This is a genomic window from Mycolicibacter longobardus, assembly GCF_002102265.1.
GTDB lineage: Bacteria > Actinomycetota > Actinomycetes > Mycobacteriales > Mycobacteriaceae > Mycobacterium > Mycobacterium longobardum.
This window is the reverse complement of sequence record NZ_LQPG01000033.1, coordinates 89,930-102,070: the sequence shown is the minus strand read 5'-3', so window position 1 is coordinate 102,070 and position 12,141 is coordinate 89,930. Positions and strand designations below refer to the sequence as shown.

The 12,141-nt window shown below is 67.5% G+C and carries 9 protein-coding genes; 2 read left to right on the top strand and 7 right to left on the bottom strand.

The genetic code is table 11. From position 1 onward, the window contains the following. Nucleotides 1-70: 70 nt before the first annotated feature. Nucleotides 71-1,639 carry an acyl-CoA carboxylase subunit beta gene (locus AWC16_RS17375; protein ID WP_085265985.1) on the top strand — a complete coding sequence of 523 codons (1,569 nt, stop codon included), beginning with the start codon at nt 71-73 and terminating at the stop codon, nt 1,637-1,639. A 14-nt stretch (nt 1,640-1,653) separates the two neighbouring features. Here AWC16_RS17375 and AWC16_RS17370 read toward each other — a convergent pair whose 3' ends face one another. Continuing rightward, the gene (locus tag AWC16_RS17370; protein ID WP_085265984.1) at nt 1,654-2,445 is read right to left on the bottom strand and encodes a chymotrypsin family serine protease; all 792 of its coding nucleotides are present in this window, start codon (nt 2,443-2,445) and stop codon (nt 1,654-1,656) included. Nucleotides 2,446-2,514: 69 nt separating this feature from the next. Continuing rightward, nucleotides 2,515-3,408: a ribonuclease HI gene (locus AWC16_RS17365; RefSeq protein ID WP_234812319.1), complete on the bottom strand. Its 894-nt coding sequence runs from the start codon at nt 3,406-3,408 to the stop codon at nt 2,515-2,517. A gap of 339 nt (nt 3,409-3,747) precedes the next feature. On the opposite strand from AWC16_RS17365, the gene AWC16_RS17360 reads away from it, so the two are divergent. Beyond that, nucleotides 3,748-5,181, top strand: a complete 1,434-nt coding sequence (locus AWC16_RS17360; protein ID WP_420094306.1) for a protein adenylyltransferase SelO — start codon at nt 3,748-3,750, stop codon at nt 5,179-5,181. A gap of 52 nt (nt 5,182-5,233) precedes the next feature. On the opposite strand, the gene AWC16_RS17355 is transcribed toward AWC16_RS17360, so the two are convergent. From AWC16_RS17355 to AWC16_RS17335, 5 genes are all read right to left on the bottom strand, one after another. Further along, nucleotides 5,234-7,558, bottom strand: coding sequence for an MMPL family transporter (locus tag AWC16_RS17355; RefSeq protein WP_085265981.1), 2,325 nt, complete (start codon nt 7,556-7,558; stop codon nt 5,234-5,236). 86 nt (nt 7,559-7,644) lie between these two features. Continuing rightward, a complete protein-coding gene (locus tag AWC16_RS17350; protein WP_085265980.1) occupies nt 7,645-8,715 on the bottom strand; it encodes an aminotransferase class I/II-fold pyridoxal phosphate-dependent enzyme in 1,071 nt (356 codons plus the stop codon). Further along, entirely contained in the window at nt 8,712-9,734 is a 1,023-nt protein-coding gene (locus AWC16_RS17345; RefSeq protein WP_085265979.1) for a 3-oxoacyl-ACP synthase III family protein, read from the bottom strand. The genes AWC16_RS17350 and AWC16_RS17345 overlap by 4 nt, the downstream gene beginning before the upstream one ends. A 7-nt stretch (nt 9,735-9,741) precedes the next feature. Continuing rightward, nucleotides 9,742-10,407: an SRPBCC family protein gene (locus AWC16_RS17340; RefSeq protein ID WP_085265978.1), complete on the bottom strand. Its 666-nt coding sequence runs from the start codon at nt 10,405-10,407 to the stop codon at nt 9,742-9,744. Beyond that, nucleotides 10,385-12,130 carry a thiamine pyrophosphate-binding protein gene (locus AWC16_RS17335; RefSeq protein ID WP_085265977.1) on the bottom strand — a complete coding sequence of 582 codons (1,746 nt, stop codon included), beginning with the start codon at nt 12,128-12,130 and terminating at the stop codon, nt 10,385-10,387. Before AWC16_RS17335 ends, AWC16_RS17340 begins: the two co-directional genes overlap by 23 nt. Nucleotides 12,131-12,141: the final 11 nt, after the last annotated feature.

The window sequence follows — 12,141 nt, the reverse complement described above, 5'->3', positions numbered from 1 at the left end:
CCGAGGCTTGTGAAGGTCATGCGGCGCATGATGTTGTTCTTGATCGACGCCTCTGTGAAGGAATTCCCACATGCCCGACGCTTCTCCGAGTGATGACCACCTCGAGTTGCTGCGCCGCCGCGCGTTGACCGAGGACGCGGCCCGGCCGCACGCGGTACAACGCAGGCACGACGCCGGCGGTCGCACAGCCCGCGAGAACATCGCCGACCTGGTCGACCCCGGGACGTTCGTGGAGTACGGGCGCTTCGCGATCGCCGCCCAACGCGCGCGCCGCGACGTCGACGACCTCATCGCCAACACCCCCGGAGACGGCTTGCTGGCCGGTACCGCGTCGATCAACGGTGCACTGTTCGGACGTGAACGCAGCGCCTGCGCCGTGTTGGCCTACGACTACACCGTGCTGGCCGGCACCCAGGGCGCGGTCGGGCACTTCAAGAAGGATCGGCTGTTCGAGTTGATCGAACGGATGCGCCTGCCGACGGTCTTCTTCGCCGAAGGCGGCGGCGGACGGCCCGGAGACACCGACTATCCGACGGTGTCGTCACTGGATGTCCCGGCATTCGCCTTGTGGGCCAAGCTGTCCGGGTTGGTGCCGCGTATCGCCGTGGTCAAGGGCCGCTGCTTCGCCGGCAACGCCGTGATCGCGGGAGCATCGGATCTGATCATCGCCACCGCGGACACCTCCATCGGCATGGCGGGCCCGGCGATGATCGCCGGCGGGGGACTGGGGCACGTCGCCCCCGACGACGTGGGACCGTTATCCGTGCAGGCACCCAACGGCGTCGTCGACATCGTGGTCGCCGACGAAGCCGAGGCGGTCGCGGTGACAAAGCAAGTCCTCGGCTACTTTCAGGGCGCCACCGCGCCGGACGGCGCCGCAGACCAGAACGCCTTGCGCACCATGATTCCCGAGCGCGCGCGGCGCGCCTATCCGCTCAAGCCGATCATCGAGACGATCGCCGACGCGGGTTCGGTGACCTTCTTGCGGGAGCGGTTCGCGCGGGAGATGGTGACGGCGCTGGCGCGGATCGAGGGCCGCCCGGTCGGCATCATCGGCAACAACACCATGGTGATGGCCGGTGCGATCACCGCGGCGGCATCCGACAAGGCCGCGCGGTTCCTGCAACTGTGCGACGCCTTCGGACTGCCGGTCGTGTCGCTGGTCGACTGCCCGGGCTATATGGTCGGCCCTGCGGCCGAAGCGGAGGCGTTGGTGCGGAGGGGATCTCGGCTGTTGGTGGCCGGCGCGGCGCTTCGGGTGCCGATGGTGGCGGTCATCCTGCGGCGCGGCTACGGGTTGGGTGCCCAGGCCATGATGGGCGGCAGCCTGCACCAACCGGTGCTCACGGTGGCATGGCCGGGCGCACATCTGGGTCCGATGGGGCTCGAGGGCGCCGTCCGGCTGGGGCTGCGCAAGGAACTCGAAGCCATCGCCGACGCCGACGAGCGGGAGGAACGCGTCCGGCAGGCCACTGCCGCTGCTCAGGAGAACGCGAAAGCGCTCAACGCCGCAACACTTTTCGAGATCGACGACGTCATCGACCCCGCTGACACCCGCTCGCTGATCGCCGCCACGTTGGCGGCGTCCACCGGGTTCGGGCAGGACTCCCCGCGGCCACGATTCGTCGACACGTTCTGAACGGTGGGCACGGCTTACGCTGATGAGATGCCGGCGGCGGTGTCCAGCGTCAGCTCCCACGCCGACAACCACGGCGTGATGGTCTGGGCGATCGAGTACGGATGCGGGTCTTCGCACTTGGGCTCGGAGTAGGTGCCGTCGGACACCGCGATGTAGATGCCGACCGCCTCGGCGGTGCCGTCGTCACGCAGCCGGTACACGGGCCCGCCCGAATCGCCGCAGGTACCGCCGGCTTCAAACCGGACCTTGTTCGTCTCGCTGGCCACCACCGGCCCGCACACCGGACCGCCGCTGCGGATCCCGAAGTGGCACAGCACATCACCGACCTCAACATGAGACGCCACCCCGGTGACCGGATGCCCGTCGACCATCGAGTTCAGCGGGAGCTTGCCTGGATCGTCCAGCATGATCAGCCCGATGTCGTAGTCGTCCCAGTTGCTGCCGTCGTTCACGGTTTCGGTGAACGTACCCACAGCGCGGTAGGCGAAGGCGCTGTGGCGGATCACCACCTGACCGGGCCCACCGGCCGGATTGCAGTGCCCAGCCGCCAGCAACCCGGGCCGGCCGTCGCGGGCGCGCACCAGGAACCCCGTCGTGCAACTGATCCCAGTGGCTTCGCCCTCGGGTGCGACGTAGATGCCGATGCCGGGACCGATCGCGTGCGCGGTCGGCATTGGGACCTGCGGGTGCACCGGATGGGCCCGGTTCACCTGGTACAAGCCCACGAAGATCGCGACCAGGATGAGAGCGATCCCGGCCCGCCACGCTGCGGTCCTGGCTGTGTCCCAGCGGCGCCGATCCGTCACCGTCGCCAGGGTAGCTGCCCGCCAAGCGGCCGCTTGAACACCTCGACCGGGCGGCGCGGCCGGGTAGCTCTAAGGATTTTCGACCTGCTTTCGTCGGAATTCAGCGGCGAACGCCCCAGCTAGGCCGGCGGCCCGGCGGTGGTACTCGACTGCGGTCAAATCCTTTGCTCCAGCCGCATATCGCCTGGCAAGCCGGGCGAGCGCATCGGCGCCTTCGTTGAGGGGGTGGCCCTGATGCCCCTTCACCCAGGTGAGCTTGAGCCGGTTGCGTTGCGCGCGAAAGTGCTGCCGCGCGGCTACCAGACCCGCTGGCCGCCCGTCGGCCCGCTCGGTGGTGTATCCCTCGGGTAGGTTCTCGTCCCCGCTCATCCAGCGTTCGGCCATTGCTATGGCGTCTTGACTGTCGCTGAGTACGGTGATGTGCCGGCTGCGCAGCTTGCGAACGACCCCGGCCATGGCGCGCAGCTCGGCGATCAGCACAACCTCGCTGCCGATCTGCTTGGCGGAATGGCGGAAGCCGCACAGTCCGTACTCGCCGGTGGATGCCAACCAGCCGTAGCCGGTGAACTTACCGCGCACCGAACCGTCAGTGGCGGCCACCACCGACGACAGCGTGGGATCTGATCGGCTGTCCGGATTGGCCGGTGTTGCCGTCCCGGGTGCCAGTGCGGCTTCGGCAGCATCCATCAAGGGACGGTCGGCAGCTCGTGGCATCTCGATAGTCGTACCCGGAAGCAGTGCGCTTACCTCGGGAGCGTGACGCCAAAGTCTGCTTGCGGCACCCAGATCCACCAGAAACCGCACCCTGTCCATACCTGGTTCGTCCATGCGCAGACGGGTTATCACGTCAAGTACCGCAGCTTCGATGGACGCGGCTTCGACCTCCCCGGACCAGCTGCCCACCGTGGACACGGCGTGGAAACGAAAAACCGGTCCGAACCTGTCGGCGAAGGCGATGGCCACGGAGTCTATGTACCGCGGCCGCGCGAAGGCGATATCGGCCCGCGGCGGCCGTGGGGTCGGCATGGGCCGCTGTAGGACGTCGTTCATGGCTGCACCGTAGGTGCGGGGTGTGACATCGAATGCGGATGAGCGAGACGAGCGGTTCTGCAAAATGGCCGCCTAGTAGCAGGAAACACCGTGATAGCGTCACCGCTATCGTCTTCGGACCTCGATCACCCCGGCTCCGGCGGTACGGAAGTGGCAGATGTGATGCGGCGGTCAGCGGATTCTCGATGCCCCCGATATGGATGTCTCCGACCTGGTGGAGCTGAAACGACGGCGTTGATCTGTCCGTAGGCTGTGGGAGTGGCGCCCCCGCAGCTGACCGCCGACTTCGCCCGCGAGCTCCCCGAACTCGCCAAGCCCTGGCAAGCGGCCACCCCGCCGGACCCGAAGCTGCTGGTGCTCAACGAGGAACTGGCCGCCGAACTGGGTTTGGACCCCGACTGGCTGCGCAGCCAGGACGGTCTCAAGTTCCTGACCGGCAATGAGATTCCCGACCACGCGACCCCGGTGGCGCAGGCCTACGCCGGACATCAGTTCGGCAACTACGTGCCGCTGCTCGGCGACGGTCGAGCCCTGCTGCTCGGCGAGCTGGATCACGGCACGCGCCGCGACATCCACCTGAAGGGTTCCGGGCCCACCCCGTTCGCCCGCGGTGGTGACGGCCTGGCGGTGGTGGGCCCGATGCTGCGCGAGTACGTGATCAGCGAAGCCATGCACGCCCTCGGTGTGCCCACCACCCGGTCGCTGGCCGTGGTCGCCACCGGAGCGCAGGTGCAACGGGAGACCCCGCTGCCCGGGGCGGTGCTGACCCGCGTCGCCGCCAGCCACCTGCGGGTGGGCAGCTTTCAGCTCGTCGCGCAGCAGGCCCGCGCCACCGGTGACCTGGGGCTGCTGCGCCGGCTGGCCGACTACGCGATCGCCCGGCATTACCCGGAGGCCGCGCAGGCCGAAAACCCTTACCTCGCACTGTTTCAGGCGGTGCTGGAGGCGCAAGCCTCGCTGATCGCCCGCTGGATGTTGGTCGGATTCGTCCACGGGGTGATGAACACCGACAACATGACCATCTCCGGGGAAACCATCGACTACGGGCCCTGCGCATTCATGGAGGCCTACGACCCCGCGACGGTGTTCAGCTCCATCGACTACGCGGGGCGCTACGCCTACGGCAACCAGCCGTTGGTGGCGCAGTGGAACCTGGCCCGCTTCGCCGAGACCATACTGCCGCTGTTCGCCGCCACCGAGGAGCTTGCTCTGTCGGTGGCGGTGGAAACCCTGGAAGGGTTCATGCCGCGCTATCACGGTTTCTGGTCGGCCGGGATGCTGGCGAAGTTCGGGTTGTCCGGGAGCGTGGAGGCCGCCGCCCTGATCGACCAGGCGCTCGCCCTGCTCAACGAGAACGACGTCGACTACACCTCGTTCTTCCGGAACCTGGTGCGGGCCGGTCGCGGTCACACCGAGGCGTTGCCCGCGGTGTTCGGCGACTGGCTGGTGAGCTGGCGGGCACTTCAACCCGACGTCGAAGCGATGGACCGGGTCAATCCCGTCTACATTCCGCGCAACCACCTGGTGGAGCAGGCATTGACGGCCGCGACGGGCGGCGACCTCGCGCCGGTGGAAAAGCTGCTGGACGTGATCACCCAGCCGTACCGGGAGCGCGACGGCCTGGAGTTCTACGCCGCGCCGGCGCCGCCGGAATTCGGTGCCTACCGGACGTTCTGCGGGACCTGAGGTGACGGTCAGGCCGGGGCAGCGCCGCCTTGTGCGTCGATGACCTGCTGGATCAGCTCAACGATGCGCTCCTGACCGGCAGCGGTGACGGCGAACCTGGTGCGCTGGAACGCGTGGGGTCCGAAGTCCCCGGGGGCGCGGCAGGGCGGGTCGTTGGACCACTGCCCTCTTCGCTGATCTCGAACCGTCGCTGCAGCCAGGCCAGCGGTGCGGGTGCCCACCAGTTCCAGCCGCCCATCAGGTGCATGAACGCCGGCACCAACACCATCCGGATCAGCGTGGCGTCCGCCAGCACGGCCAGCGTCAGCCCGAGGCCGAGCATCCGCATGAACGACACCTGCGCGGCGATCAACGCCGCGAACGAGATCGACATGATCAGTGCCGCGGCGGTGATCACCCGAGCGGTCCGGGCCAACCCCAGTGACACACTCTCGTCGTTGTCGGCACGAGTGCGGTCCGAGGCCAGCCAGTACTCCCGGATCCGGGACACCAGAAAAACCTCGTAGTCCATCGACAGCCCGAATGAGATGCAGAACAGCAACACCGGGACGTTGGCGACCAACATCCCGGTGGGAGTCGTGCCCAACGCCCCCAGATGGCCGTCTTGGAATATCCAGACCAGCGCACCGAAGGCGGCGGCCAGCGACAAGACGTTGAGTACCAGCGCCTTGATCGGCAACACGACGCTGCCGGTGAGCAGGAAGAGCAGCCCGAACGTGATCACGGCGATCAGCCCCAACACCAGGGGCAGCCGGTCGGTGATGGCGGTGACGCTGTCGCGGTTGATCTGCGCCAGCCCGCCCATCAACACCGGACGCCGGCCCGGTTCCGGCACTTGGTGCAGCAGATCGAGTTGGGTTTCGGAGGCGTCGGAGAACAGCGGGGCGGTGCTGGTGACGGTCAGCAACACACTGTCGTCGTTGATCCCGGTGGCTGCTGTGGGATCGCCGACTCGCTCACCGCCGACGAACGTGCCGGTCGGTGCCGACACTGACGACACATCCGGCACCCGAGACAACTCGGTGGCATACCGGTTCAACTGTACGGGCGCAATGCCGCGCGCCTCACGAACGACGATCGGGACCGCCCGGGCGGAGTCGTCGGCGAACCGATCGCGCAGCGCGTCACCGACCTGGTGCGCCGAGGCGGTTCGCGGCAGCACCCGATCATCCGGGAAGCCCCATTTCACCCCGAGGAACGGCATCCCCACCGCCACCAGCAGCGTGACCACTGCCAGACCGATCGGTACCGCATGCCGGGACACGAATGTTGTTGACCGGTACCAGAACCCCTGTTCAATCGGTCGTGCGATGGGTGCGGGTCGGCGAAGCAATCGGCGAATCGGGCGATGCAGGTCCAACGCGTCGAGCCGGGGTCCCAGCAGAGCAATCGCTGCGGGCGTCACGACGATGGCTGCGACCGCCACGAAAGTCACGGTCGCCACCCCGGCGTAGGCGAACGACTTCAGGAAGTACATCGGGAACCAGACCATCGCCGCCATCGACAGCGCGACCGTGATCGCCGAGAACAGCACCGTGCGACCGGCGGTGGTCATGGTTCGGATCAGCGCCAGGTCGGGCGCGACGCCGTCGGCCAGTTCGTCGCGGTAGCGGCTGATGATCAGCAGCGTGTAATCGATCGCCAGCGCCAGCCCCATCGCGGTGGTGAGGTTCATCGCGAAGATCGACACGTCGGTGCCCAGCGTGATCAGTCGCAGCACCGCCATAGACCCCACGATCGCCACCCCGCCGAGCACGACCGGCAGCGCCGCCGCCAACAAGCCGCCGAAAACCCATACCAGCACCGCGAAGCTCAACGGGATCGCGATCGATTCCATCAGCAGCAGATCGTGCTGATTCTGGTGATTGATCTGCGCATAGACCATCGCGCCGCCACCGGCGAGAACACTGACCCCGTCCCGGTCGTACACCAACTGATCGGCCAGGGTGCGGGCATACTTCTGAGCGTCGTTCTCGCCGCCCTTGAGGTTGGCCACGATCAGCCCGGCGGAACCGTCGGTGCTGATCAGTCGGGCGGCGGCCGACGGCGGATCCATCCAGGGCGAGGTGACGTTGAAGACGAACGGCGACTGTTGCAGCTGTCCGGCGATCTCGGTGCCGACCGCCCGGGCCCGCTCAATGTCAGCTCCATCGGGCGAACTCACCAGAATCAGCAGCTGCTGGTCACTCTGGCCGAACCGGTCGGTCAACAACCGGGTGGCCTGCGCGGACTCCGAACCCGGATCCTGGAAGCCGCCCGCGGACAGGCTGTCCGCCACCGGGATTCCGAACACTGCGGCTGCGACCATCACCAGTGCGGCCAGGACGAGGACACGGCGCGGAGCGGCGAGAGCCAGCACGGCGATCCGGTGCAGCACGTCAGTGACCCTTCCGCCGCGTTCGGTCAACGGGAGGTGTCCGTGGCACCCCTATCGACAAGATACGGTTCGCAAGGCCGCCACGTTCACTGTTCGGACGTGAAGCTCCCCGGCGCACTGAGAGCCTGCTCGACCGCGGACAGCACCATCCGGGTAGAACTGCGCGCGCCCACCGTGATGCGCACTGCGCCATCGGGATAGGAGCGGACCCGCAGATCGGTGCCGTCGAACATCTCCCGCCACGGCCGGCCCGCCGCCGGCAGGTAGACGAAGTTCGCGTGCGAGTCGGTGGTATAGATGCCCGACGCCCGCAGCCGGGAGCGCAGGTAGCTGCGTTCAGCGACGATGTGCGCAATACGCTGCTGCAGTTGCGCTTCCGCATCATATGAGGCCGCCACGGCCACCGTGCAGCTGGTGCTGATGCCGAACGGCACCTGCATGGCCCACAGCGTGCCGGCCAGGCCCGGTGCCGCCAGCGCGTACCCGATCCGTAGCCCGGCCAGCCCGTAGGCCTTGGAAAAGGTACGCAGCACAACCACGTTCGGGAATCGTCGAATCAGGTCCGGGACGTCGATACGCTGGCCGGGGGAGACGAACTCGATGTAGGCCTCGTCGAGCAGGACGATGGTCCGCTCCGGCACACTCGCGATGAACCGTTCGACATCGGCGACGGGCTCCAGCGTTCCGGTCGGGTTGTGCGGCCGGCACAGCACCACCACCCGGGCGTCGGCGGCGGCGCGGGACAAAGCGACCAGGTCGTAGTGGCCGTAGCCATCGAGGGGGACGTCGACCATCGCCAGCCCGGCTATCCGGGCGAAGACCGGATAGCCGTCGAAAGTCGGCTGGCTCAGCACAATCCGATCACCGGGCGATGCCGTCGCGCTCAGCACCCGGATCGCCAGCCCGGACGCCCCGGGGCCGATCGCCACGCTTGTCTCCGGCACCCCGACATGGTCGGCCACCAGCCGGCGCAACCGGGTGGGCAGGAAGTCCGGATAGCGGTTGGCCGCCCCGATGGATTCGGTCAGCGCCGAACGCACCGCCGGCAGTGGCGGTAAGGGGTTCTCGTTGAGCGACAACGCACACGGGTCGACCGCCGACGGGAACCCGCGGCGAAGATGCGCGGTAGCCGAACCCGACAGCGCAGCCGCGGTCATCGGAGTTGTCCGCCCCAGCGAACCGCGGCCGCTCCCGCGAAATCACCGGCATGGGCGAACGCGGCCATCACCACCACATCACCCGGCTGGACTCGTTGCTCGGTGATCGCCCGATCAAGGTTGATCGGGACACCGGCTCCGAACAGGTTGCCGCACTGGTCGAAGGTGTCGAAATGCCGTGATTCAGGCAGTTCGAGGGCTTCTCGCCAGTTGCGCAGAAACACCCGGTTGGGCTGGTTGGTGACCAGCAGGCCGATATCCGAGGCGGACAGGCCGGCGCGGTGACAGACCGCGAGGGCGACTTCGGGAACCTGCCGGTTGCCGCGCGCAAGCACCTTGGCGATCTTGCTTTCGGTGAAGCCGATGTAGCCCGCTCCCGGGCCGGGCTGCCACCACTTGCGGGGCGGGTCGGCGGCGTAGCTCATATCGCCGGCGTACTGGCCGTAGGTGCGGCACTCGACGTCGATGATCGGCGATTGATCGGACAGGGTGACCAACCCGACCGCGGCGCCGTCACCGGGAACCGACGCCTGCGACTTGCCGCGCACGGCGGGCTGCTCGAAGATCTGGCCGGCGGAGTTCTGCGCGACGGCGATCAACGCGGTGCTTCCCGCGCCGGACGCCAACAGCTTGCGGGCCACGTTGAGGCCCAGTATGAATGCGGCGCAGCCGCCGTTGTGCAGATCCAGAACCCAGTCCGGATGCATACCCAGCCGGTGGGCGACACCCCCGCCCGCGCCGTAGAACGGGACATCCGGCAACTGGGTGTGGGTGATCAGCACGTCGGTGTTCTCGATGACTTCTCGGCCGTGACGTTCGATCAGTCCCTGTGCCGCACGCTCGATCATGTCGACCGCGGACTCGTCGGGGCCGACGTGGTGGCGGAACCGGGGCGCGCGGAACATCAGGTTGTCCCGCAGATCGTCGGATTCGGCGAACTGCGCGTAGTAGTCGGCGGAAATCGGTTCGCCGGGAAGGTAACTGGAGACGTCGGTGAGGCTGATTACGGGTTGGCTCATGATCGGCTCATCTCATCCAGGCCGGTGTGACCGGCAGCCCGTTGCGGTGTCGGTACTCCGCGATCATCTTCAGGTTCTTCAGCTCCAGCAGGTGACCGGCGCCGAACATCTCCCAGAAGTCGCCGACCCATTCCTCGCGCTGCGGCGGCGCGGTTTCCGGGTACGGGTTGTCGTCGTAGAACGGGTGGTGGCAATTCGTCCACAGCACAACCGATCCGGGCTTGTTCAGCACCAGCTGCGCGTCGACGACCCGGATCAGATAGATCATCCACAGATGGTCGCCCTGGTCCCAGGCGCAGTGATAGTCCACCGTGCGGGCTTCCCGGTTCGAATGGGTGCGGGCGTAGATCTGGGTCTGCGAGCCGAGCAGGTCGTAGCCGACCCACAGGCCGGGTTCGTCGGTGGGGGTGAATCCGCGCGTACTGTAGGTCCACTCTTCCAGGCTTCGGGTGTCGGCCAGGTAATCGAACAATTCATCGGGCGGACAGTCGATGTAGTCGTTGACGGTGCAGTACTCGCCGAAGACCGCGTCGTGGGTGTAGACCGAATGAATCATCTCCATGAGGATCGGGGTGGCTGCCTCGCGCGGAGTGGTCTCGACCCGGATCAGGCCCTCGATAGGGCCGGGCGTGCCGGTGTGGGCGGCGATATCAGCGAGTGCTGGCAGCGACATCCAAGTGCTCCTTCGTGGGGGTCGGGGATTGGCCGTTGTGCCGGACAGGGGTTGCCAGGGGCTCAGCAGCAGCAAGAAACGGCGCGAACGGCGGTATCTCGTCAGCCGAGCACTCGACGCTGATCACCGACGGCCCGTCGTGGTCCAACGCCGCGGCCAATGCCGCGCCGAATCCCTCGGCGTCGGCCGTGTCGACAGCGTGAAGTCCCGGGAACATCGACGCCAGGCCGGCGCCGAGATCGCTGCGGTCGAAGCGATTGTAGGAGTGTGAGCCGTTGTAGAACAGGCGTTCACGGGTGACGCACATGGCGTGAGCGTTGTTGTTCAACAGCACGAACAGCACCGGCAGCCGGTACTGCACAGCGGTATGTATTTCCATGCCGTGCATGAAGAAGGCGCCGTCGCCGGCGATCACCACGGTGCGCCGGCCACGGCCCAACGCCACTCCGATGCCGGCGCCGAAGCTGTAACCCATGCCGCCCATCCCCAGGGCCACCAGGAAGCGGCCGTCGCGTCGCGGCGGCAGGTAATGGATGGCCGCGGCGCCGGTGTTGCCCGCGTCGACGACGATGTCGACTCCCTCGGGCAACCCGTGGTCCAGCACGGTCATCGCGTCGCGATACCGCATTCCCGGACCGGCGTAGGGCGGTGGTTCCAACTCGGTGTGCGGCACCGTCTCGGGGACCCGCAGCCACTTCGGGCGTCCCGTCCCCGAGAGTTCTTGGCAGATCATCCGCAGGGATGCCCGTAGATCGGTTGTCTGCACGTGTGTGCACGGGAAATACGGTGGCGCCGAGCCGATCGACACCGTGGGGACCGCGCTGAGCGCCTCGTCTAGGCCGGCGCGTGCCGTCACCGCGAGCCGGGTGCCCGCCACCAGGCACAGTGCGCTGGCTGCCACCGCGCCGGCGACCGAGGGGTTACCCATCACGCCGGTGACGCCCAGTGCCGACGACGAGCCCAAACCCGGTGTGCCGGAGACATCTTTGGCGTCGGGGACGCAGGCGACCCGCCCGCGCAGCAACGCCCGCAGTTCCTCGAGTTCGGACCGCGCGTCGTCGCGGGCCACCTGTTCGCCGGCGATGATGGTGACGGGACCGTGAGACTGACGCAGCGCGTGCACAATCGGATGCGGGTTGCTGATCGACGGCCGATCAGCCCCGGATTCACCGTTGTTGCAGGGTGGGTTGACCGTGATGGTGCCCTGCTGAACATCCTTGGGCATCAACAGCACCGCCGGGCCGCCCCCGCGGGCCGCGGCGATCGCGCGGGACAACGCCGAGACGATGTCGTCGGGTTGCAGCACTCGCTCGCAGAACACCGACACGCATCCGAACAGGGCTTCGGCATCCAGCGAGCCGTTGCGGCCACTGGTGTCCTGAAAGCTGCCCCGGCCGTCCATCGCGCGCGGAGCCTGACCCACCAGCGCCAGGACCGGCACCCGGCTGGCCAGCGATTCGCCCAGTCCCGCAACCAGGTTCAGCGCGCCACCGCCCGACGTCGCGGCCACCACTCCCAATCCCGCGCCGCTGCGGCTGTACCCGTCGGCCATGGTGGCGGCCGCGAACTCGTGCTTGGCCAGCACCGCAGCAATGTCCGGCCGGAAATAGGCTGCATCATAAAGATCTTCGATATTCGCCCCGTCGACACCGAAGATGTGGCCCACCCCCGCTTCCGCCAGCCGGGCGACGATGTGATCAACCACGGAAAAAACCCTGGGCATCTGCTCACCTA

Excerpts from the sequence above, each read along its gene's own strand:
- AWC16_RS17375 (WP_085265985.1), top strand. The coding sequence starts at position 71 with ATGCCCGACGCTTCTCCGAGTGATGACCACCTCGAGTTGCTGCGCCGC.
- AWC16_RS17350 (WP_085265980.1), bottom strand. The coding sequence starts at position 8,715 with ATGACCGCGGCTGCGCTGTCGGGTTCGGCTACCGCGCATCTTCGCCGC.
- AWC16_RS17345 (WP_085265979.1), bottom strand. The coding sequence starts at position 9,734 with ATGAGCCAACCCGTAATCAGCCTCACCGACGTCTCCAGTTACCTTCCC.
- AWC16_RS17340 (WP_085265978.1), bottom strand. The coding sequence starts at position 10,407 with ATGTCGCTGCCAGCACTCGCTGATATCGCCGCCCACACCGGCACGCCC.
- AWC16_RS17335 (WP_085265977.1), bottom strand. The coding sequence starts at position 12,130 with ATGCCCAGGGTTTTTTCCGTGGTTGATCACATCGTCGCCCGGCTGGCG.